The organism is Cellulosimicrobium sp. MI9406 (assembly GCF_040595865.1).
Classification (GTDB): Bacteria; Actinomycetota; Actinomycetes; order Actinomycetales; family Cellulomonadaceae; genus Cellulosimicrobium; species Cellulosimicrobium funkei.
Map to the genome: position 1 here is coordinate 173,423 of NZ_JALIZI010000005.1, position 26,115 is coordinate 199,537.

Sequence of the window (26,115 nt, forward strand, 5' to 3'; positions counted from 1 at the left end):
CGACCGTTCGTAGACGCAAAGCGACGGTTCGTGCACCCGGCCGCCCCCGCCGTCCGCCGCGTCCATAGCGTGACGGCGCGGCTCAGGGACCACGACGTCCCGGGCCTCGACGGGTTCGCAGAGCTCGCTGCGCCACGCACGCGCCTCCGGGTGGGTCGCCGGGGTGGGTGCGGAGCGGGTGGGCGCGGAGACGACAAGGGAAGGTCGATGAAGACAACGACAACGGCGGGACACCGCGACAACCGGGCGGGCCGCGTCAAGGGAGCGGCGGCGCTCGCGAGCCTCGCGCTCGTGGCCGCGGCGGGATGCACGGCGGGCACCACGGACGACGAGAGCGCGGCGGACGCGTTCACGACCCGGGAGGTCACGGACGGGACCACGTCCTTCGTGGTCGTCGACAACCCGGGCGACGGGCCCACGCTCTCCTACGGCAAGGACAGCGCGGTCGAGCTCCTCACCGAGGAGGTCGACGGCCAGGAGCTCGCGTTCAAGGACATGAACGCGAACGGGACGCTCGACACGTGGGAGGACTGGCGCGAGCCGGCCGAGGAGCGCGCGGCGGCCCTCGCCGAGGAGCTCACGATCGAGCAGATCGCGGGACTCATGCTCTTCAGCTCGCACGAGCGGTCGCAGGCCGACGGCCTCACGGACGCCCAGAAGGAGTACCTGACGGACTCCCACCTGCGCAACGTCCTGCACGCGGGCCCGAGCGACGTCGAGGCGACCGTCACGTGGGCCAACGAGATGCAGGCCTACGCCGAGTCGCTCGCGACCGCGGACGAGCCCTACGTCCCGGTGAACTTCGCCTCCGACCCGCGCTCGACCGCGGGCTCCGGCGGCTACAACGCCGAGGGCGCCGACATCTCGCGGTGGCCGTCGAACCTCGGCCTCGCCGCGACGTTCGACGTCGAGCACATGGACAACTTCGCCGAGATGTCCTCCGCGGAGTACCGCGCGCTGGGGATCACGACGGCCCTCAGCCCGCAGATCGACCTCGCGACCGAGCCGCGGTGGCTGCGCGTCGGCGGCACGTTCGGCGAGGACGTCGAGCAGAACACGGAGCTGGCCGCCGCCTACGTGGACGGCTACCAGAGCACGACCGGCCAGGACGGCTGGGGCCCCGAGTCCGTCAACGCGATGATCAAGCACTGGGCGGGCGACGGTCCCGGCGAGGGCGGCCGCGAGGCCCACACCGACGCCGGCAAGTACGGCGTCTACCCGGGCGGCAACTTCGACGCGCACACCGAGGCGTTCCTCGGGTCGCTCGACTCCGCGGCCGTCATGTCGGCGTACTCGATCGCGCTCGACGGCGAGGGCGAGCCGCTGTTCGGCGAGCGCGTCGGCACGGCGTACGACGACACGCGCATGAACCTGCTCCGCGAGGAGAACGGCTACCAGGGCGTCGTCGTCACCGACTGGGGCGTCACGACCGGGATGAACGACGAGGGCGCGGTCATCGCGACCGGCTGGGGCGCCGAGGACCTCACCAAGGAGCAGCGCCACTACGAGATCCTCAAGACCGGGCACGACATGTTCGGCGGCAACAACGACGTCGCGCCGGTCCTCGCGGCCCACGAGATGTGGCAGGCCGACTTCGAGGCCGGCACGAACGACGTCGACGCCGACACGCGGTTCCGCGAGTCCGGCGCGCGCATCCTCACGATGTTCTTCAACCCGGGCCTGTACGAGAACGCGTACCTGGACCTCGACGAGTCCACGTCGATCCTGGCGAGCGACGACAAGGTCGACGCGGGCTACGCGGCGCAGCTCGACTCCGTGGTCCTGCTGAAGAACGACGGCGAGACGGTCACCGCCGCGGACGCCGAGGCGTGGAAGGACAAGACCGTCTACATCCCGCGCAGCTTCAACACCGGCTTCGCGAGCTCGTTCGGTCCGGGCGAGTACACCGAGGGCGCCGGGATCGACCTCGAGGTGGCCGAGCAGTACTTCGGCACCGTGCTCACCGACGAGGCCGTCACGGACGCCGACGACAAGGTCACGAGCTACACCGCTCCCGACCTGTCGGACGTCGACCTCGTGCTCGTGGGCATGGACAGCCCGGACAACGGCGGCACGTTCTCGAACATCGGGCACGACCTCGAGAACGACACCTGGTACCCGCTGTCGCTGCAGTACCGCCCGTACACCGCGGACGGCCCGAACGTGCGCCAGACCTCGATCTCCGGCGACCTGCTCCCGGACGGCACGCGCCAGAACCGCTCGTACTTCGGGAACACGTCGAAGATCGCGAACGAGTCGGACCTCGACGCGTTCGAGCGCGCCGTGGCGGCCGTCGCGGCGACCGGCAAGGACATCCCGGTCGTCACCGTCCTCAAGGCGACCAACCCGGTCGTCCCGGCCGAGTTCGAGGCCGCGTCCGACGCGATCGTCGTCGGCTTCGGCACGAGCGACCAGGCGCTCCTCGAGGTCGTGCTCGGCCTCCACGAGCCCCAGGGCCGCCTGCCCGTCCAGCTCCCGAAGGACATGGACACGGTCGAGGCGCAGCAGGAGGACGTCGCGAAGGACATGACGCCCTACACCGACGCCGCGGGCAACGCGTACGACTACGGCTTCGGGCTGAGCTACGGCGGGCCGATCACGGACTGACGGACCGCACGGGCGGGCGGTCGCACGAGCGGCCGCCCGCCCGGGGCGGACGGCGCCCGTCCGGCGCCGTCCGACCCCGACAAGGCCGCGGGGTGGGCCCGCGGCACGAACGAACCAAGGAGCAGGAAGTGAAGCGGAACAAGGCGCTGACCACGGGGATCGGGCTGCTCGTCGCCGTCACGGGGGCCTTCGGGCTGACGGCGTGCGGGAGCGGCGACGACTCCGCCGCCGGGCCGTCGTCGTCCGAGAGCCAGGCGACCGACGTCGACGTGGCGACCGACCTCGAGAACGCGCGCACGGCGGTCGCCGATGCGCTCGCGGAGGACGACAGCTGGGCGCAGATCATGCTCGCCAGCGACGTCAAGGAGCCGACGGTCAAGTACGGCCTCCTCGTGGTGCCGTTCGTCCCCTCCGACGCCGCCTCGCGCGTCCAGGGCACGGTCGACATCAAGGACGGGAAGTACACGATCGAGGCCGACTCCGCCGAGACCGGCGAGACGTGGCAGATCGACCAGGACGGCACCATCACCCCGGCCGGGGAGTAGCCGCACCGCTCCCCGCCGTCCGCCTCCCCGCCCGCCTCGCCGGGCGGACGGCGAGGCGGACGGCGGGGGCACCGGACGGCACGGGTCGAGCACGGACGACCGTCCGTGCCGCAGAAACGACCGATCGTGCAGCCGCGGCGGGCGGCGCCGTACCCCGCTCCTAGCCTGAGGAACGGGCCGCACTCGAGGAGGAATGCAGTGAACGCCAGGGCGAAGAACGCCGACGGTGCCAGGACACCGATGTCGAACAAGAAGTTCCTGTGGATCTGGGTCCCCGTGCTCGCGACGGTGACCGTGCTCGTCGTCGTCGCGAACGTCGCGCTCAACGTCGCGGGCGGCTGGGTCGCGTCCCAGCTCGGGTCCGGCACCTACACGTTCACCAACTCCGAGGAGTCCTCGGGCTGGGACACCGCGTACTACACGGCCGAGCACGACAGCCAGGAGTCCGTCGACGAGGCCGCGAAGGCCCTCGTCGAGGAGATCGCGGCCGGCGGCATCGTCCTCGCGAAGAACGAGGCCGGCGCGCTGCCCCTCACGCCCGACGCCCGCGTGACCATGCTGGGCCGCGCGTCCGCGGACCCGGTGTTCGGCGGCTCGGGCTCCGGCTCGGTCGACACGAACTCTGCCGTGACCGTCCGCGGGGGCCTCGAGAACGCGGGCCTCACGGTCAACGACGAGGTCTACGCCTCGATCGAGGCGTTCGCGGCGGAGAACCCGCGCGGCCACATCGAGATGGACAACCCCGACGCGTCGAGCTACACCGTCGGCGAGCTGCCCGTCAGCGACTACGAGGCCCGGTCCGGGACGTTCGCCGGGTTCGGCGACGCCGCGATCGTCACGATCGGCCGCCCCGGCGGCGAGGGCGGCGACCTCACGCGCGACATGACCGGCTGGGACGACCACGCCGAGCCCGGTCAGCACCAGCTCGAGCTGAACAAGGACGAGAAGGACCTGATCGCGCTCGCGAAGTCGAGCTTCGAGACGGTCGTCGTGGTCGTCAACGCGTCCACGACCCTGGAGCTCGGCGAGCTGCAGGCCGACCCGGAGGTCGACGCGATCCTCCTCGCGGGCTCGCCCGGCGCCACCGGCTTCAACGCCCTGGGGTCGGTCCTCACGGGCGAGGTCAACCCGTCCGGCCGCACGGTCGACGTGTGGGCCGCCGACTTCACGGCCGACCCGACGTTCGCCAACTTCGGGAGCTTCTTCTACTCGAACGTCGAGGCGTCCTACCCCGTCTCGGCGGTCGAGAAGGCGACGTCCAACGCGACCGTCACGAGCAACGCGCCGTTCGTGAACTACAGCGAGGGCATCTACGTCGGGTACCGCTACTACGAGACCGCTGCGGCCGAGGGCTTCATCGACTACGACGACGCGGTGGTCTACCCGTTCGGCTACGGCCTGAGCTACACCGACTTCGCGTGGGCGGTCACGGGCACCGAGGCGGGCGACGTCGACGGGACCGTCGCGGTCACGGTCGAGGTGACGAACACGGGCACCGTCGCCGGCCGTGACGTCGTCGAGCTCTACTACTCCGCGCCGTACACGCCCGGCGGGATCGAGAAGTCCGAGGTCGTCCTCGGCGACTTCGCCAAGACCGGGACGATCGCGCCGGGCGCGAGCGAGACGGTGACCCTCGAGCTCGCCGTCGAGGACATGGCGTCCTACGACCACCTGGGCGCGAAGGCGTACGTCCTGGAGGCGGGCGACTACACGCTCAGCCTGCGCACCGACTCCCACACCGTCGCGGCGGGCACCGAGCCGATCACCTACCCGGTCGCGTCCGACGTCGTGTACACGGGCGAGGAGCACCGCGCGTCGGACCTCGCCGAGGTGACCAACCGGTTCGACGACGTCTCCGCACGCTTCAGCGCCGACGGCGCGGACGGCACGGTCGTCCCGATGTCCCGCGCCGACTTCGCGGGCACGTTCCCGCAGGCCCCGACGGCCGAGCAGTCGGTCGCGGACGAGGCCACCCAGGAGGGCTTCGCCGCCTGGGACCACGAGGCCGAGGCCGCCGCGTTCGACGGCGAGATGCCGGCGACCGGCGAGCGCTCCGACCTGACGCTCGTCGACCTGCGCGGCCTGCCGAAGGACGACCCGCGGTGGGAGGAGCTGCTCGACTCCCTGACGGTCGGCGACATGACGGACATGCTCCTCAACGGCGCGTACCAGACGGCCGCGATCGCCTCGATCGCCAAGCCGCAGACGGTCGAGCCGGACGGCCCGGCGGGCTTCTCGTCCTTCATCAACTCGTCGATCAACGGCGTCGCCTACCCGTCCGAGGTGCTCATCGCGCAGACGTGGGACGTCGACCTCGGCACCGCGATGGGCACGATGATCGGCGAGGAGGCCCTGCAGAAGGGGCTCAACGGCTGGTACGCGCCCGCGGTGAACCTGCACCGCTCGCCGTTCGGCGGCCGCAACTTCGAGTACTACTCGGAGGACCCGCTCCTCTCGGGCCGCATGGCCGCCGCCGTGTCGAACGGCGCGGCGAGCAAGGGCGTCTACACGATGCTCAAGCACTTCGCGCTCAACGAGCAGGAGACGAACCGCGTCGACAACGGCCCGGCGACCTGGGCGACCGAGCAGACGATCCGCGAGATCTACCTCAAGCCGTTCGAGCTCGCGATCAAGGACGTCTCCCTGGACGTCCGCTACATCGCGGACGACGAGGGCACGATCGAGGAGACGACGGTCGGGGCGCTCGGCATCATGAGCTCGTTCAACCGCATCGGCGCGACGTGGACGGGCGGCTCGAAGCCGCTCATGACGGACGTGCTGCGCGGGGAGTGGGGCTTCGAGGGCTTCGCGATCACGGACTTCAACCTGTACCCGTACATGAACCCCAACGAGGGTCTCGACGGGGGCACGGACCTGACGCTCACCTTCCAGCCGTCGAAGTCGTTCGGCGACACGACGTCCGCGAAGGCCGTCACCGACATCCGGAACGCGACCCACAACATCCTGTTCACGGTGGCCAACTCGAACGCCATGAACGGGCTCGCCCCCGGCGCGACGGTCACGTACACGCCGCCCACCTGGGTCTACGTCCAGATCGGCGTGTCGGTCCTCCTCGGGCTGCTCGTCCTGGTCGGCGCCTTCCTCGTGGTCCGGCGCGTCCGCCGGCACCGGTCGGCGGCCGAGGAGGTCGCCGCACCCGCCTCCGAGCCGGCGGTCCCCGCCGCCCGGTAGCCGGTGACCACGGGCCTCCCGGGCGGGCGACCGCCCGGGAGACCTGGCACCCGGCGCCGTCGGGCCGGCGGCGCCCACCACCGCCGGCCCGACGCCGGGGCCCGGACCGCCGTCCGGCACCGGGCCCCCGCCCCGCACGTCCGACCAGCCGCCGTCCGCGGCGCACCGCCGACGGCCGGCCCCGGCCTGCCCGGGACCGCCCCGACGCACCCCGCACGACCCCACGACCACGCAAGGAGAGCACCGTGCAGCTCCACGGCGAGACCACCGCCGCGGCCGGCGAGACGGCCGCGGCCCCGGGGACGACGACCGCCGTCGTCCCGACCGCGAGCCTGACGCTCCTGGAGAAGGCGGCCCTGCTGACGGGGAAGACCGTGTGGGAGACGCACGACCTCCCGCGGCTCGGCGTCCGCTCCCTCTGGCTGGCCGACGGCCCGCACGGCGTCCGCAAGCAGCTCGGCGCCGCCGACCACCTCGGCATCGCGGCCTCGCAGGAGGCCACGTGCTTCCCGACGGCGGCCGCCGTGGCGAACACGTGGGACGTCGAGCTGGCCGAGCGCGTGGGCTCCGCGCTCGGCGCCGAGGCCGCGGCGCAGGACGTGGACGTGCTGCTCGGCCCGGGCCTCAACATCAAGCGGTCGCCGCTCGGCGGGCGCAACTTCGAGTACTTCTCCGAGGACCCGCTGCTCGCGGGCCGGATGGCCGCCGGCTACGTGCGCGGGATCCAGTCCCACGGCGTCGCCGCGTGCCCCAAGCACTTCGCGGTGAACTCCCAGGAGCTGCGCCGCATGGTCTCGGACTCCGTGGTCGACGAGCGCACGCTCCGGGAGGTCTACCTCTCGGCGTTCGGGATCGTCGTCGCGGAGGCCCGGCCCCGGACGGTCATGTCGTCGTACAACCTCGTCAACGGCGTCTACGCCCACGAGGACCCGTTCCTCCTCACCCAGGTCCTGCGCCGGGAGTGGGGGTTCGACGGCGCCGTCGTCTCCGACTGGGGCGGCTCGAACGACGTCGTCGCCGCCGCGGCGGCCGGTGGCACCCTCGAGATGCCGGCGGCCGGCCTGGGCTCGGCGCGCCGGCTCGTCGACGCCGTGCGGTCGGGCCGCCTCGACGCGGCCGACCTCGACGCGCGCGCCGAGGAGGTGCTGCGGCTCGTCGCCGCGGCCCGCGAGCCGGGCACCGCCCCGGCCGTCGACGCCGACGCCCACCACGCGCTCGCCCGCGAGGTCGCGGCGCGCTCGGCGGTGCTGCTCAAGAACGAGGACGCGATCCTGCCGCTCGCGGCGGGGACCAGGGTCGCGGTCGTCGGCGACTTCGCGCGCACCCCGCGCTACCAGGGCTCCGGGTCGTCCGCGGTCAACCCGACGCGCCTCGACAGCGTGCTCGACGTGATCGACGGCTCGGGGCTCGAGCTGACGACGTTCGCCCCCGGCTTCCGTCGGGACGGCACGCCCGACGCCGCGCTGCGCGAGGAGGCGGTCGCGGCCGCGCAGGGCGCGGACGCGGTGCTGCTGTTCCTCGGCCTCGACGAGATCGCCGAGTCGGAGGGTCTGGACCGCACGACGCTCGCGCTGCACCCGGCGCAGGTCGAGGTGCTCGAGGCCGTGGCCGCGGTCAACCCCGCGACCGTCGTGGTCCTCGCGGGCGGGGGCGCGATCTCCACCCCGTGGCTCGGCGCGGCTCGTGCGCTCGTGCACGGCTACCTCGGGGGGCAGGCCGGCGCCGGGGGCGTCCTCGACGTGCTCACCGGCGCCGTCAACCCGTCGGGGCGGCTCGCCGAGACGCTGCCCGTGCGGCTCGCGGACACCCCGACCGCCGCGTCGTTCCCCGCCACCGGGCGCACCGCCGTCTACCGCGAGGGCCTGTACGTCGGCTACCGCTACTACACGAGCGCGGACGTCCCGGTCGCGTTCCCCTTCGGGTTCGGGCTGTCGTACACGACGTTCTCGCACTCCGACCTCGTGGTCGACGCGGACGCGGGAGCCGTCGGCGTGACGGTCACGGTCACCAACACCGGGCCCGTCGCGGGGGCGGACGTCGTGCAGGTCTACGTGCGTCGGGAGACGCCGGGCGTCCACCGCCCGGACCGCGCGCTCGCGGGGTTCGCGCGCGTCGAGCTCGACCCGGGCGAGTCGCGCACGGTCACCGTGCCCCTCGGGGACGCGGCGTTCCGGCACTGGGACGTGGCGACCGGGGCGTGGCAGGTCGAGCAGGGTGCCTGGTCGGTGCTCGTCGGCTCCCACGTCGACGACCTCCCGCTGCGCGCGACGGTCGAGCTCGACGGCACGGTGCCTCCGCGCACCGAGGACGACCTGCCCGAGCCGTACCGCACCGGACGCGTCCACGACGTGTCGGACGCGCAGTTCGCGGCGCTCCTCGGCCGGCCGGTCCCGACCGCGGCGTGGTCCGGGGTGCTCGGCGTGAACGACCCGCTCTCGCGCCTCGCCGACGCGCGCTCGCCCCTGGCCCGGCTCGCGTTCCGCGTCCTGTCCTGGCGGCGCGACGCGGCCGACCGCAAGGGTGCGCCGGACCTCAACGTCCTGTTCCTGCTCAACATGCCGTTCCGGGCCATCGGGAAGATGACCGGCGGCATGGTCGACGACGCCATGGTCGACGGCATCGTCCGCATCGTCAACGGCCACTTCTTCCGCGGCACCGGCGCCGTCGTGCGCGGGTTCGTCCGCAACCGCCGTGCCGACCGTCGTACCGCCCGCACGCTGCGCGGCGACGCCTGACCCGCTCGAAAGGGAACACCCATGCTCACCCGCCTCCGCGACGCCTGGCGCCGGTTCTCCGAGAAGCGACCGGGGACCGCGCAGTTCGTCGTGTTCCTCGTGCTGAGCAACGGCATCACCGTGCTGCAGCTCGCGCTCATGCCCCTCATCAAGTGGGTCTTCGGCATGACCGCCCTGGTCGACGTCGCGTTCCAGGTCTGGCCGGTCGGGACGAACCCGGACGGGTCGACGTTCTACGTCTTCGACTACGCCGCCGGTCCGCTCCCGGGCGGTGGCGGGGGGCTGGCATACTTCCTCGCCGTGCAGATCACCTTGCTGGTGGCGCAGGTGATCAACTTCTTCGCGCAGCGCACCATCACGTTCAAGTCCAACTCGTCGGTCGCGAAGGCCGCGCTCTGGTACACCATCGCGTACGTCGTCATCTCGATCGCGGCGGCCGCCGCGCAGGGCCTGTACAAGACGCCGATCTACGAGCTGTTCATCGACACGTGGGGCCTGGGCGGCGCCGGCGAGACTCTCGCGGACTTCACGACGATGATCATCAACGCCGCGATCTCGTTCTGGGTGTTCTTCCCGATCTTCAAGGTCATCTTCAAGCAGGTGCCCGAGACGCCGGCCGCGCCGGAGGCGGAGCACGCCGGAGAGGTGCGTGCGTCGTGACCCCGCTCCTGACCGTCGTGGTGCCGGCGTACAACGCCGAGCCGTACCTGGCGCGCGCCCTCGACTCGCTCGTCGGGTTCGGTCCCGAGGTGGAGGTGCTCGTCGTCGACGACGGCTCCACCGACGGGACGGCGGCGCTCGCCCAGGGCTACGCGGACCGGTACCCGGGCGAGGTGCACGTGCTGCGCAAGGCCAACGGCGGGCACGGGTCGGCGATCAACACCGGCCTCGACCACGCGCGCGGGGAGTACCTCAAGGTCGTGGACGCCGACGACTGGGTGGACCGCGCCGCGCTCGCCCAGGTGCTCACGACGCTGCGCGGGTTCGTGCGCCGGTTCGTGGACGCCGGCACCCCCGGCGGGGAGCCCGTCGACCTGCTGGTGAGCAACTTCGTGTACGAGAAGGTCGGCAAGCGCGTGAAGACGGCCGTCCGGTACCGCGGCGCGCTGCCGCGCGGACGCGTGCTCACGTGGTCGCAGACCCGCCGCTTCGCCAAGCGCCAGTACATGATGATGCACGCCCTCATGTACCGGACCCAGGTGCTGCGCGACGCGGGCCTGCGGCTCCCCGAGCACACGTTCTACGTGGACAACCTGTACGCGCTGGTGCCGCTCGCGCACGTGCGCACGCTGTACTACCTCGACGTCGACCTCTACCGGTACTTCATCGGCCGCGAGGACCAGTCCGTGCACGAGGCCGTCATGCTCAAGCGGCTCGACCAGCAGCTCCGCGTCAACTGGCTCATGCTCGAGCACGTCTCCCGGACCCCGGTGACCGACCGGCGCCTGCGTCGCTACCTGCTGCACTACGTGGAGATCATCTGCGCGGTGTCGTCGATCCTGCTCGTGCGCGCGGGGACGCCCGCGTGCCTCGTGGAGAAGGAGCGGCTCTGGTCGCGCCTGCGCGCCCAGGACCCCCAGCTCTACCACCAGGTGCGCTGGTCGGGCCTCGGGCAGATCGCCAACCTCCCCGGTCCGGCGGGACGGCGCGTGACCGTCCTGGCCTACCGGGTCGCGCAGCGCGCGATCGGCTTCAGCTGACCGTCCCCGTCAGCGCGGGCCGCGGCGCTGCTTCTCGATGAGCGGCCGCAGCCGGTAGGGGATGAGCTCGCCCATCGACAGCGAGGTCTCCGTGCGCTCGACGCCGTCGATCGCGAGGATCGCGGCGTCGATGCGGAAGAGGTGGTCCGTGTCGCGGCACGCGACGGTGACGCGCAGGTCCGCGGTGCCGCTGCGCCCGAACGCCTGCACGACCTCGGGGATGCGCGCGAGGTCGTCGACGATGCGCGCGAGCTCCTTCTGCCGGAGCTGCACCTCGACGAACGCCGTGAGGGGGTGTCCCAGCACGTGCGGGTCGATGCGCCGGTCGAGGTCGAGGAACGCGCCCTCGGCCTCGAGGCGGGCGAGCCGCGCGGCGACCGTGTTGCGGGAGAGCTGCAGCCGGTCGGCGAGCGCGACGATCGTGGCCCGCGGGTCGTCGGCGAGCGCGAGCAGGAGGTCGAGGTCGACAGCGTCGGCGCTGTGCATGGTGCTCACCCTAACCGAGTGACAGCGGTCACAGTGCACGGTGCGGCAGGCGTCGGTGGAGCCATGTGCGTGACGCGGGTTACGTTCCCCCTACCTCGGTCCTCGACGGAGAGGACCGGCTCCCCGAGGTGAGGTGGCGACGATGCCCAGCGAACCTGCGGTGCGGACCGGACCGACGGCGGCGACCCCGCCGAAGGCGTACGACGGTCACCGGGCGGCAACCCCGCGCGACGCACGAGCAGACCGGAAGAACGTGGTGCGCGACGTGCGCAAGGACGCGCCGCGGCAGGACCCGCCCGACCCGAGCCCCGGGTCGACGCCGACCCTGCGCGTGCTCGACGAGGACGGCACCCGCCACCGCGACCCGGACCTGGACCGGTGGCTCGCGGACCTCGACCCGACGGCGCCCGACGACGCCGCGCGCGCGTCGGCCCGGTCGGCGCTGCTGCGGCTCCACGAGGACATGGTCGTGGCGCGTCGCATCGACGCGGAGGCCACGGCGCTCCAGCGGCAGGGCGAGCTCGCGCTCTGGCCGCCGCTCCTCGGCCAGGAGGCGGCGCAGGTCGGCTCGGCACGCGCGCTGCGCGACGACGACTTCGTCTTCTCCTCCTACCGCGAGCACGCCGTCGCGCGGGTGCGCGGCGCGGCGCTCGTCGACCTCGTGCGCGTGTGGCGCGGCGTCGCCGTCTCCGGCTGGGACCCGTACGCGATCGGCATGGCGTCGCCGCAGGTCATCATCGGCGCCCAGGCGCTGCACGCGACGGGCTGGGCGATGGGCGTGCAGAACGACGTCGACGCCGGCCGCGTCGACGCCGCCGCCGGGCTGCCGGTCGGGGTGTCGTACTTCGGCGACGGTGCGATGAGCCAGGGCGACGTGAACGAGGCGTTCGTCTTCGCGTCCACGTACCGCTCGCCCGTGGTGTTCTTCTGCCAGAACAACCAGTGGGCCATCTCCGAGCCGGTCGCGCTCCAGTCGCGCGTCCCGCTCGCGGAGCGCGCCCGCGGGTTCGGCCTGCCGGGCGTGCGCGTCGACGGCAACGACGTCCTCGCCGTGCTCGCCGTGACCCGCGCCGCCCTCGACCGCGCCCGGCACGACGGCGGTCCCACGTTGATCGAGGCCGTCACCTACCGCATGGGCCCGCACACCACGGCCGACGACCCGAAGCGCTACCGCGACGCGGCCGAGGTGGAGGAGTGGACGCGCCGCGACCCGATCGCGCGCTTCGAGGCGTACCTGCGCGCCGTCGGGGTGCTCGACGACGCGGGCGCGGCGCACGTGCAGGACGTCGCCGACGCGGCGGCCGCCGAGCTGCGCGCCGGGTGCGTCGCGCTCACCGACCCGCCGCCGCTCTCGCTCTTCGACCACGTCTACGCGGAGCCGCACCACGCGCTGGACCGCGAGCGCGCGGAGTACGCGCACTACCTCGCCAGCTTCGACGGGGAGGAGGCGCGATGACGACCCTCACGCTCGCGAAGGCGCTCGGCGCCGGGCTGCACCGCGCGATGACCGACGACGACCGCGTGGTCGTCATGGGCGAGGACGTCGGCCGCCTGGGCGGCGTCTACCGCGTGACGGACGGGCTCCAGGCGGAGTTCGGACCGCGGCGCGTGCTCGACACCCCGCTCGCGGAGTCCGGGATCATCGGGACGGCCGTCGGGCTCGCGTACCGCGGGTACCGGCCGGTGTGCGAGATCCAGTTCGACGGCTTCGTGTTCGTCGCGTTCGACCAGATCCTGTCCCAGCTCGCGAAGATGCACGCCCGCACCGGCGGGAAGGTGCGCCTGCCGATCACGATCCGCATCCCCGTGGGCGGCGGCATCGGCGCGGCCGAGCACCACTCGGAGTCGCCCGAGGCGCTGTTCGCGCACACGGCCGGGCTGCGCGTCGTGTCGGTCGCGAACCCCCAGGACGCGTACACCGTGCTCCGCCAGGCCGTCGCGTGCGACGACCCGGTGATCTTCTTCGAGCCCAAGCGGCGCTACCACCTCAAGGGCGAGGTCGACCTCGACCCCGTCGACCCGCCGCCCATGGACCGGGCCCGCGTCGTGCGCGAGGGCCACGACGTCACGCTCGTCACGTGGGGCGGCCTCGTCGGGACCGCGCTCGACGCCGCCGTCGCCGCGTCGGACGACGGCGTCTCCGTCGAGGTGGTCGACCTGCGCTCGCTGTCGCCGATCGACCACGACACCGTCGCGGCGTCGGTCCGCAAGACCGGGCGGGTCGTCGTCACGCACGAGGCCCCGCGCCAGGCCGGGCTCGGCGCGGAGATCGCCGCGACCGTGACGGACCGCTGCTTCGAGTACCTCGAGGCCCCGCCCGTGCGGGTCACGGGCCACGGCATGCCGTACCCGCCCGCGAAGCTCGAGGGTCACTACCTGCCCGACCTCGACCGCATCCTCGACGGCGTCGACCGCGTGCTGGGGCGCGTCGAGCCGTTCGTGCCGTCGTCCGGGCGTCCCGTCGCGGAGGTGGCCCGATGACGGCGCTGCGCGAGTTCCGCCTCCCCGACCTGGGCGAAGGGCTCACCGAGTCCGACATCGTCAGCTGGCACGTCCACGCGGGCGACCGCGTCGAGCTCAATCAGGTCATCGCGGAGGTCGAGACCGCGAAGGCCCTCGTCGACCTCCCGTCCCCGTACGCGGGCGTCGTCGCGTCCCTCCACGCCGAGGAGGGCCAGACCGTGAGCGTCGGCGAGCCGCTGGTCACCTTCGAGGTCGACGACGGCGCGGCCCCCGTGTCCGGCGGCGGTGCCGCCCCGGTGACGGACGGCGCCGCGGCGCCCGGGTCCGCCGAGGGCGCGGTGGGTGCGTCCGTCCGCGGGCCGGAGCGCGCGTCCGCCGGAGTCCCGGCCCGGGTGCCCGACGCCGTCCCCGCCCTGGTCGGGGCGTTCGCCGGGGCGGTCGGCGGGGTGGGAAACGCTCCGACGGGAGGCCTGTCCGACGGCCCGGCCCGCTCCTCGGGCGGTGACCCGGCCGTCGACCCGGCCACCGCCCTGGCCGACCCCGCCGACGCGCCCGAGCCGAACCTCGTCGGCTACGGGGCCCGACCCGACCGGGTCGGGCGGCCCGCGCGTCGACCCCGGCGGGCGGTGACTGAAACCCAGGTTTCACCGCCCGACGTCGCCGAGGCGCCCCGCCGCACCACCGGGACCGGCGAGCGGCCCCGGTCGACGCCGCCGGTGCGCGCGCTCGCGAAGAAGCTCGGCGTGCGGATCGACCGCGTCGAGGGCTCCGGCCGCGACGGGCTCATCACGCGCGAGGACGTCCTCGCGGCGGTGAGCTGCCATCGCGACGTCGCCCGCCGACCGCGCGACGAGCACCACGCGCACCCCGCGACGTCCGCCGGCCCGGGGGCATCGAGCGGCGAGAAGCGAGAAGTGGCCCCTCCGGACCGCGGCCGCGGGGCCACTTCTCCCCTCTCGGCGCCGGGCGCGGTGACGGGCGTGGCCGCCGACCGCGCGGCCGGCCTCGAGGCGGAGGTCGTGCCCGTGCGGGGCGTGCGCAAGCACACCGCGGCGGCGATGGTGGCGAGCGCGTTCACGGCGCCCCACGCGACGGTGCTCCTCACGGTGGACGTGACGCGGAGCGTCGAGCTCCTGGAACGGCTGCGCACCCACCGCCTCGCGCGCGGCGCGCGGATCACCGTGCTGGCGCTCGCGGCCCGAGCGCTGTGCCTCGTGCTGCCGCGCCACCCCGCGCTCAACAGCGCGTGGCGCGACCTCCCCGACGGCTCGGCGGAGATCGTGCGGCACCGACGGGTGCATCTGGGGATCGCGGTCGCGACCGACCGGGGGCTCGTCGTGCCGCACGTGCCCGACGCGCAGGCGCTCGACCTGCCCGACCTCGCCGTCGCGCTGACCGACCTCACGACCACCGCGCGCGACGGCCGCACGACGCCCGAGCGCCTGACCGGCGGGACGATCTCGATCACCAACGTCGGGGTGTTCGGCGTCGACGCGGGCACCCCGATCCTCGTCCCCGGCGAGGCGGCGATCCTCGGCCTGGGGGCGGTGCGGCGTCGGCCCTGGGAGCACGACGGCGAGGTCGCGCTGCGCGACGTCGTCACGCTCAGCCTGTCGTTCGACCACCGCGTGGTCGACGGCGAGCAGGGCGCGCGCTTCCTCGCCGACCTGGGCGCGCTGCTGGAGGACCCGGCGCTCGCGCTCCTCGCCGGGAGCCGGCAGGAGGTGGTCGCGTGACCGTCCTGATGAGCGCCGTCGAGCCCGGGTCGGACGCGGCGCGCGCGAACGACGCCGCGCAGCGCGGGCTCGCGCAGGAGCTGCGCGAGCGCACGGCGGACGTCGCGCGCGGCGGCCCGGCGTCGGCGCGCGACCGGCACGTGGCGCGCGGCAAGCTGCTCCCGCGCGACCGCGTCGACCGGCTGCTCGACGAGGGCAGCCCGTTCCTGGAGATCGCACCGCTCGCCGGGTACGGCGTGGACGACGGCGCGTGGCCGGCGGCGGGCGTCGTCGCCGGGATCGGGGTGGTCAGCGGGCGGCAGGTCATGGTCGTGTGCAACGACGCGACCGTGAAGGGCGGCACGTACCACCCGCTCACGGTGAAGAAGCACCTGCGGGCGCAGGAGATCGCGCTGGAGAACCGGCTGCCGTGCGTCTACCTCGTCGACTCGGGCGGTGCCTTCCTGCCCCGGCAGGCCGAGGTGTTCCCGGACCGCGACCACTTCGGCCGCATCTTCTACCACCAGGCGCGTCTCTCGGCGGCGGGGATCCCGCAGATCTCCGCGGTGCTCGGGTCGTGCACGGCGGGCGGCGCCTACGTGCCCGCGATGAGCGACGAGACGGTCATCGTGCGCGGGCAGGGCACGATCTTCCTCGGCGGGCCGCCGCTCGTGAAGGCGGCGATCGGCGAGGTCGTCACGGCCGAGGAGCTCGGCGGCGGCGAGCTGCACGCGCGTCGCAGCGGCGTCGTCGACCACCTCGCCGACGACGACGAGGACGCGCTCGACACCGTGCGGCGCATCGTCGCGACGCTCCCGCCCGACCCGGAGCCCGCGTGGGACGTGGCGCCCAGCGAGCCTCCCCGCGTGGCGGGTGCCGCCGTACAGGACCCGGGGGAGGATCTGTACGCCGCCGTCCCGGCCGACGTCCAGGCTCCCTACGACCCCCGCGAGGTCATCGCCCGGCTCGTCGACGGGAGCCGGTTCGACGAGTTCAAGCGCGAGTACGGCGACACGCTCGTCACGGGCTTCGCGCGGATCCACGGGCACCCCGTGGGGATCCTCGCGAACCAGGGCGTGCTGTTCTCGGCGTCCGCGCTCAAGGGGGCGCACTTCGTCGAGCTGTGCGACCAGCGCGGCATCCCGCTGCTGTTCCTGCAGAACATCTCCGGCTTCATGGTCGGCACGGACGCCGAGGCGGGCGGGATCGCGAAGGACGGCGCGAAGATGGTCACGGCCGTCGCGACGACGCGCGTCCCGAAGCTCACGGTGATCGTCGGCGGGTCGTTCGGGGCGGGGAACTACTCGATGTGCGGGCGCGCGTACTCGCCACGCTTCCTGTGGTCGTGGCCCGCGAGCCGCATCTCCGTGATGGGCGGCCCGCAGGCCGCGTCCGTGCTGTCGACCGTCAAGCGCGACCAGCTCGCGGCGCGCGGCGAGACGTGGGACCCCGACGAGGAGGCCGCGTTCTCCGCCGGCATCCGGGCCGACTACGACGAGCACGGCAGCCCCTACTACGCGACCGCGCGGCTGTGGGACGACGGCGTGATCGACCCCGCCGACACGCGCCGCGTGCTCGGCCTCGCCCTCGGCGTGTGCGCGCGCACGCCCCTCGCCGAGACCTGGACCGGTGACCGGTTCGGCCTCTTCCGGATGTGAGCCGATGACCTCCCGCACCTTCCTCGACGCGACCGCCCACCCGTCCGGCGGGACTGGCTTCCGCACGGTCCTCGTCGCGAACCGCGGCGAGATCGCGTGCCGCGTGATCGGCACGCTGCGCCGCCTCGGCGTGCGGTCCGTCGCCGTCTTCTCCGACGCCGACGCCGACGCTCGCCACGTGCGCGAGGCGGACGTCGCGGTCCGGCTCGGGCCCGCGCCCGCGACGCAGAGCTACCTCGACGTCGACGCCGTCGTCGCCGCGGCGGTCGCGACCGGGTCCGAGGCGGTCCACCCCGGCTACGGCTTCCTCTCGGAGAACCCGGCGCTCGCCCGGGCGTGCGAGCGCGCGGGGATCGCGTTCGTCGGGCCGGGCGTCGACGCGCTCGAGGCGATGGCCGACAAGCTCGCCGCGAAGAGCATCGTCGGCGCGCGGGGCGTGCCCGTCGTGCCGGGGGCGGGCGAGCCCGGGATGTCCGACGATGACCTTCTCGCCGCCGCGGGCACCGTCGGGTTCCCGCTGCTCGTCAAGCCGTCCGCCGGGGGCGGGGGCAAGGGCATGGTCGTCGTGCGCGCCGAGGCCGACCTGCCGGGCGCGCTCGCGTCGGCGCGTCGGGTCGCGGCGTCGTCGTTCGGCGACGACACGCTCCTGCTCGAACGGCTCGTCGAGGCGCCGCGCCACATCGAGGTGCAGGTGCTCGCGGACACGCACGGGACCGTGGTCCACCTCGGCGAGCGCGAGTGCTCTCTCCAGCGCCGCCACCAGAAGGTCGTCGAGGAGGCGCCGTCGCCGCTCCTCACCGCGGAGCAGCGCGCCCGCATGGGCGAGGCCGCGTGCGAGGTCGCGCGGTCGGTCGGGTACGTCGGCGCCGGGACGGTCGAGTTCCTCGTCCCCGCCGCGAGCCCGGACGAGTTCTTCTTCATCGAGATGAACACGCGCCTCCAGGTGGAGCACCCCGTGACCGAGATGGTCACCGGCCTCGACCTCGTCGCGCTCCAGCTGCGCGTCGCGGCGGGCGAGCCGCTGGGCCTGGCGCAGAGCGACGTCGTGCTCCGCGGCCACGCCGTCGAGGCGCGCCTCTACGCCGAGTCGCCCGACCGCGGCTTCCTCCCGGCGACCGGGTCGGTGCTGGTCTACGACGACGGTGGCGTCCCGTCCGGGCCCGGCGCCTCGCCGCTGCGCCTCGACTCCGGGATCTCCGCCGCTGCCGTGGTGGGTGGGCACTACGACCCGATGCTCGCGAAGGCCGTCGCCTGGGGCGAGACGCGCGACGAGGCCGTGGAGCGCCTCGACGGCCTGCTCGCGCGGACGGTCGTGCTGGGTGTCGAGACGAACACGGCGTTCCTGCGGTCTCTCCTCGCGGACGACGACGTCCGTGCCGGTCGGCTCGACACCGGCCTGATCGACCGGCTGGTGGCGTCGGGGTCGGGGTCTGTGGTCGGGTCCGGCGAGGGGCCGGGGGGTGCGCGCGCCGTCTACCCTCCGCGCCCTCGTTCCTCGGGCGCTCCCGCCAGGCCCGACCACGACGGCGCGCACACCCCCCGCCCCCTCGCCTCGGAGGTCGGCTCGCCGGCCGGGCGCGATGGTGCGGACGCTCGTCGGTCCCTCGTCGCCGCAGCCCTGTTCCTCGTCGAGCAGGCGGTTGTGGCTCGTCCGGGGGGCGGGACGGGCCATAACCGCCTGCTCGACGCCGGGATGGCTGCCGACGGCGATCCCTGGCGCGTGGGGGACGGGTGGCGGCTCAACGGGGACGCGGCGGCGCGGCGGGTCCTGCTCGTCGATGCCGGCGGGGGCGCGCACGAGGTGCGGGTGACCGGGGTGGTGGGGGACGCCGTCGTGCACGTGCCGGCAGCCGACGACGGCGCGTGGCCCGGCTCGACGACGCACGCGGTCCGGGCGTCGCTCGCCCGCGACCCCGGGGTCGACGGCGCGTGGTGGCTCACCCTGGACGGTGTCCGGGAGCGCGTGCGGCTCGCCCTCGACGCACCCCCCGCCGGCGGCGAGCCCGCGACGGTGTGGGTGTGGCGCGACGGGCGGACCGTCGCCCTGGCCGCCCCGGACCGGGAGCAGCGCGCGGCTCGGGCGCGGGCCGACCGCCGTCGGGCACGGGGTGACGCGCCCGGCGCGACCGACCCCGAGGTGCGCGCCGCGATGCCCGGCACGGTCGTGACGGCCGCCGCGGACGGCGAGCCCGTCACCGCCGGGGACGTCCTCGTCACCGTCGAGGCCATGAAGATGGAGCACCCGCTCCTCGCCCCGCACGACGGCGTCGCGGACGTGCGCGTGCGACCCGGCGACCTCGTGCGCCGGGACCAGGTGGTCGCCGTCGTCCACCCTCACGACTCCGGTGCGGCACAACCCGCCGCCCCGGTCCCGCAACCCGACACCCAGGGAGCATCATGATCGAGGCCGACGTCCTGCTCGACGACGAGCAGCGGAAGCTCAGCCAGGTGGTGCGCGACTTCGCGGACAGCGTCGTCGCCCCCGCCGCCTACCGCTACGACACGGAACGCCGCCTGCCGATGGAGATCATCGCGCAGATGGGGGAGCTCGGGCTGTTCGGGCTGCCGTTCCCGCGCGACGTCGGCGGCCAGGGCCAGGACTACGTGTCGCTGTGCCTCGCCGTCGAGGCGCTCGCGCGCGTCGACCAGTCGATCGCGGTGACGCTCGAGGCCGGGGTCGGGCTCGGGATCGTCCCGCTCTACCGGCACGGCTCGCGCGAGCAGCAGGAGCGGTGGCTGCCCGACCTGCTCGCCGGGCGGGCGCTCGCGGCGTTCGGGCTCACCGAGGCCGGTGCCGGGTCCGACGCGGGCGGCACCCGCACGACCGCGCGGCTCGACGGCGACGAGTGGGTGATCGACGGGTCCAAGCAGTTCATCACCAACTCGGGGACGCCCATCACGAGCCTTGTGACGATCACCGCCGTCACGGGCGAGACGGTCGGCCCGGAGGGCGAGCTGCGCAAGGAGCTGTCAAGCATCATCGTCCCGGCGGGGACGCCCGGGCTCGAGGTCGGGCCGTCGTACGACAAGGTCGGCTGGCACACCTCGGACACGCACCCCCTCACGCTGACCGACGTCCGCGTGCCCGCCGGGAACCTGCTCGGCGAGCGCGGCCGTGGGTACGCGAACTTCCTCCGCGCGCTCGACGAGGGCCGCATCGCGTTCGCCGCCCTCGCGACCGGCGCCGCGCAGGGCTGCCTCGAGGAGGCGCTGCGGTACGCGCGCGAGCGCGTCGTCTTCGGTCGGTCGATCGGGGAGAACCAGCACGTCGCGTTCACGCTCGCCCGCATGCAGGCGCGCGTCCACACCGCGCGCCTCGCGTGGCTCGACGCCGCGCAGAAGCTCGTGCGCGGCAAGCCGTTCAAGGCGGAGGCGTCGGTCGCGAAGCTCGTCGGTGGCGAGGCCGCGATGGCGAACGCGCGCGACGCCTCGCAGATCTTCGGCGGCTACGGGTTCCTCAACGAGAACCCCGTCGCGCGGCACTACCGCGACGCGAAGGTGCTCGAGGTCGGCGAGGGCACGACCGAGGTGCAGCTCATGGTCATCGCGAGGAGCCTGGGACTGGAGGGCTAGCGGGGGACCGACGCCGACCACGACGTTGCTGTCGTTCTCACGGTCATCCCGACAGCAACCTCGTGGTCGGCGGCCGGCGACGTCAGGGACGAGGGGAGGAGCAGCATGCGCGAGGTGGTCCAGCGGGGCCTGTACTACGACGAGCTCGAGACCGGGGTGGTGTACCGCCACCGGCCCGGCCGCACGCTCACGGAGGCGGACGACGTCGTCTTCTCCACGCTCACGATGAACCACCAGGCGCTGCACCTCGACGCCGCGTGGGCCGCGACCCAGCCGTTCGGGCAGCGGCTCGTCAACTCGATGATGACGCTGTCGACGCTCGTCGGGCTGTCCGTCGGGCAGGTCACGCAGGGCACGATCGTCGCGAACCTCGGGTTCCGCGAGGTCGAGTTCCCCCAGCCGCTGTTCCACGGCGACACCCTCTACGCCGAGACGGAGGTCGTCGAGAAGCGGCTCTCCGCGTCGCGGCCGGGGCAGGGCGTCGTGACCCTCGAGCACCGCGGCCTCAACCAGGACGGCGTGCTCGTCGCGCGCGCCGTCCGCACCGCGCTCTTCTGGACGCGCGCCGCCCACAAGGCGGCGTCCGCGGCGGTGCCCGACGACGCCCGGTCCCCCGGGGCGTCCACCGGACCCGGGGCTGCGGGCACGGTGGGTACCGATCCCGGCGACACCCCCGGGCCCGGCGCCGGGCACGACGACGGCCCCGGGCTCGGCGAGCACGCGGCGGGGGTGCACGAGCCCGTGCTCGAGCGCGGCGACGAGGAGAGCGCGTGGTGACCGGCGGCGTCGGGCACCGCGCCGCCTCCCCGCCAGGGTTCGGGCTCGGGCCCGCGCTGCTGTTCTGCCCCGCCGACCGGCCCGACCGCTTCGCCAAGGCCGCGGACCGCGCGGACGCCGTGATCCTCGACCTCGAGGACGCCGTCGCCCCGCACGCCAAGGACGCCGCGCGGCGTGCCGTCGTCGAGGCGTCCGCGACGCTCGACCCGGGGCGCACCGTCGTGCGCGTGAACCCCGTCGGGACGCCCGAGCACGCGCTCGACGTGGCGGCGCTCGCGGACACGCGGCTGCGCACGGTGATGGTCGCGAAGTCGGGCCCGGAGCTGCTCGGCTCGCTCGGAGCGCTCGCGACCACCCTCCCGGGCGTCCGGGTCCTCGCGCTGTGCGAAACGGCGGCCGGCGTCCTCGCGGCGCCGGAGCTCGCCCGCAGGCCCGAGGTCGTCGCGCTGATGTGGGGCGCGGAGGACCTCGTCGCCTCCCTCGGGGGGACGTCGAGCCGCCGCCCCGACGGCACGTACCGCGACGTCGCGCGGCACGCCCGCGCCGCGGTGCTGCTCGCGGCGGGTGCGGCGGGGAAGGCCGCGGTCGACGCGGTGCACCTCGACGTGGGCGACCTCGACGGGCTGCGTGCCGAGGCCGAGGACGCCGCCGCGTCGGGGTTCGCCGCGACGGCGTGCATCCACCCGAGCCACGTCCCCGTGATCCGCGCCGCCTACGCACCGACCGCCGAGCAGGTGGCGGACGCCCGCGCGCTGCTCGACGCCGCGGCCGTGAACCCGGGCGGCGCGGGCGCCGTCTTCACGTTCGAGGGCCGCATGGTCGACGAGCCGGTCCTCCGGCACGCACGGGCGGTCCTCGACCGGGTGGTTCTCGACCGGGCGCCGTCGGACGGATGAGCGCGGGGATCTCGCGCTCGCGGGCCCGGCCGACGGCGCCTCGTCGCGGCTGACCGGACAAATACCCCGCTCCGCCCGTTCCGCTTGCGGGCTCGGGCATCGTATGGTCACTCGCGTGAACGTCTACGTCGTCCTGTCCCGCAGTCGTACGGTCCTGTCCCGGACGATCGCGCTGGCGACGCGCGACGAGTTCACGCACTCCTCCCTGGCGCTCGACCAGGGGCTCGACCTCATGTTCAGCTTCGGCCGACGCCGGGCGGGCAACCCGTTCGTCGGCTGCTTCCGGCGCGAGCGGTTCGACGACGGCCTGTACCGCGGCATGGACGTCGTGCCGGGGGTCGTGCTCGCGGTGCCCGTGACCCCCGAGCAGCACGAGGCGATCCGCGTCCGGATCACCGAGTTCCTGCTCGACTCGCACGCGTTCTCGTACAACGTGCGCGGCCTCGTCGGCGCGCGGTTCGGCCGCGGGCACGAGGCCGAGGACCGGTTCTTCTGCTCGGAGTTCGTCTACCACGTGCTGCACGGCGCGGGCGTGTGCGACCTCGGGGTCGAGCGCTGGCAGGTGCGGCCCCAGACGCTGCTCGACCTGCCAGGCCGCGTCGTCTTCCGCGGGGACCTCAAGGACTACGTCGCCGCGCACCGGACGCTCGAGACGCTGCCGTCGCTGACGTTCGCCCCCGCCCGGGAACGCGTGCCCGGCTGATCGCCGACGCGCGCTCCACGGGCCCCGCGCCGTCCCCGTCGCCCGCGGCCCCTCAGCCCGCGCGGAGCGCCGCCACGATGTCCTCGACCCGTTGCTTGGCGTCCCCGAAGAGCATCCCGGTGTTCTCGCGGAAGAACAGCGGGTTCTGCACCCCGGCGTAGCCCGCCGCCATGGACCGCTTGAAGACGACGACCTGCTCCGCCTCCCACACGTGCAGCACGGGCATCCCCGCGATGGGCGAGCCCGGGTCGTCGAGCGCGGCCGGGTTCACGGTGTCGTTCGCCCCGATGACGAGCACGACGTCCGTCCCCGCCAGGTCGTCGTTGATCTCGTCCATCTCGAGCACGATGTCGTACGGGACGCGCGCCTCCGCGAGCAGCACGTTCATGTGCCCGGGGAGCCGGCCCGCGACGGGGTGGACGCCGAAGCGGACCTGCGCGCCGCCGTCGCGCAGGAGCTGCACGAGGTCGGCGACGGGGTACTGCGCCTTGGCGACCGCCATGCCGTAGCCCGGGGTGATGACGACGCTCCGCGCGTCGCGCAGGAGGGCCGCGACGTCGTCGGCGCTCACCTCGCGGTGCTCGCCCTGCGGGCCCTCGCCGCCCGCGGGGGCCGCACCCTCCTCGGCCCCGAAGCCGCCGAGGATGACGGACACGAACGACCGGTTCATGGCCCGGCACATGATGTAGCTGAGGATCGCACCGGAGGACCCGACGAGCGCGCCTGTGACGATGAGCAGGTCGTTGCCCAGCATGAAGCCGGCCGCGGCGGCGGCCCAGCCGGAGTACGAGTTGAGCATCGAGACGACGACGGGCATGTCGCCGCCCCCGATCGACGCGACGAGGTGCCAGCCCAGCGCGAGCGACACGACGGTGAGCAGCAGCAGCGGCCACACGGACGGCGCGACGACGAACCACGCGACGAGCCCGAGGCTCGCCACGAGCGCCCCGAGGTTGAGCAGGTTCCGGCCGGGGAGCTGGAGCGGCGCCGACCGCGTGCGGCCGGACAGCTTGAGGAACGCGACGACGGAGCCGGTGAACGTCACGGCGCCCACGAGCACGCCGAGCGAGACCTCGACGAGGTGCGCGACGTCGTCGTGCCCCGCGGCCTGCGCGGTGAGGTAGGAGTTGAAGCCGACGAGCACGGCCGCGGCCCCGACGAAGCTGTGCAGGATCGCGATGAGCTCGGGCATCTGCGTCATCTCGACGCGGCGGGCCCGCCACGTCCCGACGGCGGCGCCCACGAGGAGCACGACCGCGACGAGCAGCGCGGTGACGAGGACCGGGCGGGCGCTCGTGCCGAGCGCGAGGACGATCGTCGCGGCCAGGGCGAGGACCATGCCGACCATGCCGAGGACGTTGCCGCGGCGCGCGGACTCCTGCTTCGACAGGCCCGCGAGGCTCAGCACGAACAGGACGGCCGCGAGGACGTAGACGGCCTGGGCGACGGACGTGGCGGTCATCGGGCCACCCCCTGCGCGCGGGCGGGGACGTCCTTGCGGAACATGCCGATCATGCGGTTCGCGACGAGGAAGCCACCGAACACGTTGATGCTCGCGAGCGTCGCCGCGACGAGCGCGAGCGTCGTGACGACCCAGTCGTCGGAGCCGAGCTGCAGGAGCGCGCCGACGAGGATGATGCCGGAGATCGCGTTCGTCTGGGCCATGAGCGGCGTGTGCAGGGAGTGCGTGACGTTCGAGATGACGTAGTACCCGACGATCACCGCGAGCGTGAACACCGTGACGTGCCCGACGAGCGACGGCGGCGCGAACGACAGCGCGAGCGTGACGAGCACCGCGGCGAGCGCGGCGCCGACGGTCCGACGGCGGCGGCGCAGGCTCGCGGCGGCGGCGGCCTCCGCGGCGGCCCGCTCGCGGTCCGCGGCCTCCTGGGCGGGGTCCGGCGGTGGTGACGCGGCGGGGGACGGCGCCGCGCTCACCGCGACGGGCGGCGGCGGCCAGAGGACCTCGCCGGCGCGCGCGACGGTCATGCCGCGCTGGACCGGGTCGTCGAGGTCGAGCACGGGCACGCCGTCCGTGCCGGGCGTGAGCAGCTCGAGCAGGTGCACGACGTTCGTCCCCAGGAGCTGCGACGTGTGCTGCGGGAGCCGGCCCGCGAGGTCGGTCCAGCCGACAACCACGACGCCGTTCTCGGTGACGACACGCTCGCCCGGCACGGTGAGCGCGCAGTTGCCGCCGCCCGAGGCCGCGAGGTCCACGACGACGCTCCCGGGACGCATCCCGGCGACCGCCTCGGCCGTGAGGGTGCGCGGCGCCCGGCCGCGCACGAGCGCCGTCGTGACGACGACGTCCGCGTCGGCCGCCTCGCGCGCGTAGACGGCGAGGGCCGCCGCCTCCTGCTCGGGCGTGAGCGGCTTCGCGTAGCCGTCGGCCGACATGCCCTGCTGCGCCGCGGGCTCGCGCACGGCGGTGCCGCCCATGGACTCGATCTGCTCGGCCGCCTCCGACCGGACGTCGAACGCGCGGACCTGCGCGCCGAGGCTCGCGGCCGCGCCGACCGCGGCGAGCCCCGCGACCCCACCGCCGATGACGAAGACCTTCGCGGGCGGCGTCTTGCCCGCGGCGGTGACCTGCCCCGCGAACATGCCGCCGTACTCGGCCGCGGCCTCGACGACGGCGCGGTAGCCCGCGACGTTCGACAGCGTGCTCAGGACGTCGAGGGCCTGGGCACGCGAGATGCGGGGCACGGCGTCGAGCGCGAGCGCGGTCACGCCGTGGTCGGCGAGGCGCCGCACGAGGTCGGGGTCGTTCGCAGGACCGAGCATCGCGACGAGGGTCGCGCCCGGGCGCAGGAGCGCCACCTGCGCGTCGGTGGGCGCGTTCACGGCGGTGACGACGTCGGCCCCCCACGCCGTCGCGGCGTCGACCACCGCGGCGCCCGCGGCCTCGTACGCGGCGTTGGAGAACGTGGCCCCCGCGCCCGCGTCGTGCTCGACGACCACCTCGTACCCGAGCGCCCGCAGGCGCTCGACCGTGCGCGGGGTGGCGGCGACCAGCCGCTCCCCGTCCCTCACCTCGCGGGGGACACCGATCCTCACGTGCGGGC

The 26,115-nt window shown here is 74.2% G+C and carries 18 protein-coding genes; 15 read left to right on the forward strand and 3 right to left on the reverse strand.

Features of this window, described 5'->3' with window-relative positions; translation table 11 throughout:
• Window positions 1–207 precede the first annotated feature (207 nt).
• The 6 genes from MT994_RS11065 (at window position 208) to MT994_RS11090 (ending at window position 10,779) form a co-directional block, all read left to right on the forward strand.
• Window positions 208–2,607, forward strand: a complete 2,400-nt coding sequence (locus MT994_RS11065; RefSeq protein WP_354806273.1) for a glycoside hydrolase family 3 N-terminal domain-containing protein — start codon at window positions 208–210, stop codon at window positions 2,605–2,607.
• 128 nt (window positions 2,608–2,735) lie between these two features.
• On the forward strand, window positions 2,736–3,152 hold the full coding sequence (locus tag MT994_RS11070; RefSeq protein WP_021482261.1) for a hypothetical protein: 417 nt from the start codon (window positions 2,736–2,738) through the stop codon (window positions 3,150–3,152).
• A gap of 198 nt (window positions 3,153–3,350) precedes the next feature.
• Window positions 3,351–6,344: a glycoside hydrolase family 3 C-terminal domain-containing protein gene (locus MT994_RS11075; protein WP_354806274.1), complete on the forward strand. Its 2,994-nt coding sequence runs from the start codon at window positions 3,351–3,353 to the stop codon at window positions 6,342–6,344.
• A gap of 245 nt (window positions 6,345–6,589) precedes the next feature.
• Window positions 6,590–9,079, forward strand: coding sequence for a glycoside hydrolase family 3 C-terminal domain-containing protein (locus MT994_RS11080; RefSeq protein ID WP_194521731.1), 2,490 nt, complete (start codon window positions 6,590–6,592; stop codon window positions 9,077–9,079).
• A 21-nt stretch (window positions 9,080–9,100) separates the two neighbouring features.
• Complete coding sequence (locus MT994_RS11085; RefSeq protein WP_043658912.1) at window positions 9,101–9,739, forward strand: hypothetical protein; 639 nt, start codon at window positions 9,101–9,103, stop codon at window positions 9,737–9,739.
• The gene (locus MT994_RS11090) at window positions 9,736–10,779 is read left to right on the forward strand and encodes a glycosyltransferase family 2 protein (RefSeq protein WP_021482550.1); all 1,044 of its coding nucleotides are present in this window, start codon (window positions 9,736–9,738) and stop codon (window positions 10,777–10,779) included. The genes MT994_RS11085 and MT994_RS11090 overlap by 4 nt, the downstream gene beginning before the upstream one ends.
• 9 nt (window positions 10,780–10,788) lie before the next feature.
• Here the strand turns inward: MT994_RS11090 and MT994_RS11095 are convergent, their stop codons facing one another.
• Window positions 10,789–11,265, reverse strand: a complete 477-nt coding sequence (locus MT994_RS11095) for an Lrp/AsnC family transcriptional regulator (RefSeq protein ID WP_354806277.1) — start codon at window positions 11,263–11,265, stop codon at window positions 10,789–10,791.
• 142 nt (window positions 11,266–11,407) lie between these two features.
• Between MT994_RS11095 and MT994_RS11100 the strand changes: the two genes are divergently transcribed.
• The 9 genes from MT994_RS11100 (at window position 11,408) to MT994_RS11140 (ending at window position 23,050) form a co-directional block, all read left to right on the forward strand.
• The gene (locus MT994_RS11100) at window positions 11,408–12,721 is read left to right on the forward strand and encodes a thiamine pyrophosphate-dependent dehydrogenase E1 component subunit alpha (RefSeq protein WP_354806278.1); all 1,314 of its coding nucleotides are present in this window, start codon (window positions 11,408–11,410) and stop codon (window positions 12,719–12,721) included.
• Window positions 12,718–13,746 carry an alpha-ketoacid dehydrogenase subunit beta gene (locus tag MT994_RS11105; RefSeq protein ID WP_021483500.1) on the forward strand — a complete coding sequence of 343 codons (1,029 nt, stop codon included), beginning with the start codon at window positions 12,718–12,720 and terminating at the stop codon, window positions 13,744–13,746. The genes MT994_RS11100 and MT994_RS11105 overlap by 4 nt, the downstream gene beginning before the upstream one ends.
• A complete protein-coding gene (locus MT994_RS11110; protein WP_354806279.1) occupies window positions 13,743–15,464 on the forward strand; it encodes a dihydrolipoamide acetyltransferase family protein in 1,722 nt (573 codons plus the stop codon). The genes MT994_RS11105 and MT994_RS11110 overlap by 4 nt, the downstream gene beginning before the upstream one ends.
• An 8-nt stretch (window positions 15,465–15,472) precedes the next feature.
• On the forward strand, window positions 15,473–17,101 hold the full coding sequence (locus MT994_RS11115) for a carboxyl transferase domain-containing protein (protein WP_354806433.1): 1,629 nt from the start codon (window positions 15,473–15,475) through the stop codon (window positions 17,099–17,101).
• 4 nt (window positions 17,102–17,105) lie between these two features.
• The gene (locus tag MT994_RS11120) at window positions 17,106–19,502 is read left to right on the forward strand and encodes a biotin carboxylase N-terminal domain-containing protein (protein WP_354806280.1); all 2,397 of its coding nucleotides are present in this window, start codon (window positions 17,106–17,108) and stop codon (window positions 19,500–19,502) included.
• Complete coding sequence (locus MT994_RS11125; protein ID WP_354806281.1) at window positions 19,499–20,674, forward strand: acyl-CoA dehydrogenase family protein; 1,176 nt, start codon at window positions 19,499–19,501, stop codon at window positions 20,672–20,674. The genes MT994_RS11120 and MT994_RS11125 overlap by 4 nt, the downstream gene beginning before the upstream one ends.
• A gap of 105 nt (window positions 20,675–20,779) precedes the next feature.
• Window positions 20,780–21,451: a MaoC family dehydratase gene (locus tag MT994_RS11130; protein WP_354806283.1), complete on the forward strand. Its 672-nt coding sequence runs from the start codon at window positions 20,780–20,782 to the stop codon at window positions 21,449–21,451.
• Complete coding sequence (locus MT994_RS11135) at window positions 21,445–22,347, forward strand: CoA ester lyase (RefSeq protein WP_354806284.1); 903 nt, start codon at window positions 21,445–21,447, stop codon at window positions 22,345–22,347. The genes MT994_RS11130 and MT994_RS11135 overlap by 7 nt, the downstream gene beginning before the upstream one ends.
• 115 nt (window positions 22,348–22,462) lie before the next feature.
• Window positions 22,463–23,050 carry a hypothetical protein gene (locus MT994_RS11140; protein ID WP_051876826.1) on the forward strand — a complete coding sequence of 196 codons (588 nt, stop codon included), beginning with the start codon at window positions 22,463–22,465 and terminating at the stop codon, window positions 23,048–23,050.
• A 52-nt stretch (window positions 23,051–23,102) separates the two neighbouring features.
• Here the strand turns inward: MT994_RS11140 and pntB are convergent, their stop codons facing one another.
• Both pntB and MT994_RS11150 read right to left on the reverse strand, forming a co-directional pair.
• Window positions 23,103–24,512 (reverse strand): Re/Si-specific NAD(P)(+) transhydrogenase subunit beta, encoded by a 1,410-nt coding sequence (gene pntB / locus MT994_RS11145; RefSeq protein WP_085386790.1) that lies wholly within the window; start codon window positions 24,510–24,512, stop codon window positions 23,103–23,105.
• Entirely contained in the window at window positions 24,509–26,107 is a 1,599-nt protein-coding gene (locus MT994_RS11150; protein WP_354806286.1) for a Re/Si-specific NAD(P)(+) transhydrogenase subunit alpha, read from the reverse strand. Before MT994_RS11150 ends, pntB begins: the two co-directional genes overlap by 4 nt.
• Between the last annotated feature and the right edge of the window lie 8 nt (window positions 26,108–26,115).

Bases quoted from the DNA above. Each gene is read 5' to 3' on its own strand.
- MT994_RS11085 (WP_043658912.1), top strand. From the start codon at position 9,101: ATGCTCACCCGCCTCCGCGACGCCTGGCGCCGGTTCTCCGAGAAGCGA.
- MT994_RS11100 (WP_354806278.1), top strand. From the start codon at position 11,408: ATGCCCAGCGAACCTGCGGTGCGGACCGGACCGACGGCGGCGACCCCG.
- MT994_RS11065 (WP_354806273.1), top strand. From the start codon at position 208: ATGAAGACAACGACAACGGCGGGACACCGCGACAACCGGGCGGGCCGC.
- pntB (WP_085386790.1), bottom strand. From the start codon at position 24,512: ATGACCGCCACGTCCGTCGCCCAGGCCGTCTACGTCCTCGCGGCCGTC.
- MT994_RS11095 (WP_354806277.1), bottom strand. From the start codon at position 11,265: ATGCACAGCGCCGACGCTGTCGACCTCGACCTCCTGCTCGCGCTCGCC.
- MT994_RS11110 (WP_354806279.1), top strand. From the start codon at position 13,743: ATGACGGCGCTGCGCGAGTTCCGCCTCCCCGACCTGGGCGAAGGGCTC.
- MT994_RS11120 (WP_354806280.1), top strand. From the start codon at position 17,106: ATGACCTCCCGCACCTTCCTCGACGCGACCGCCCACCCGTCCGGCGGG.
- MT994_RS11130 (WP_354806283.1), top strand. From the start codon at position 20,780: ATGCGCGAGGTGGTCCAGCGGGGCCTGTACTACGACGAGCTCGAGACC.
- MT994_RS11115 (WP_354806433.1), top strand. From the start codon at position 15,473: ATGAGCGCCGTCGAGCCCGGGTCGGACGCGGCGCGCGCGAACGACGCC.
- MT994_RS11105 (WP_021483500.1), top strand. From the start codon at position 12,718: ATGACGACCCTCACGCTCGCGAAGGCGCTCGGCGCCGGGCTGCACCGC.
- MT994_RS11125 (WP_354806281.1), top strand. From the start codon at position 19,499: ATGATCGAGGCCGACGTCCTGCTCGACGACGAGCAGCGGAAGCTCAGC.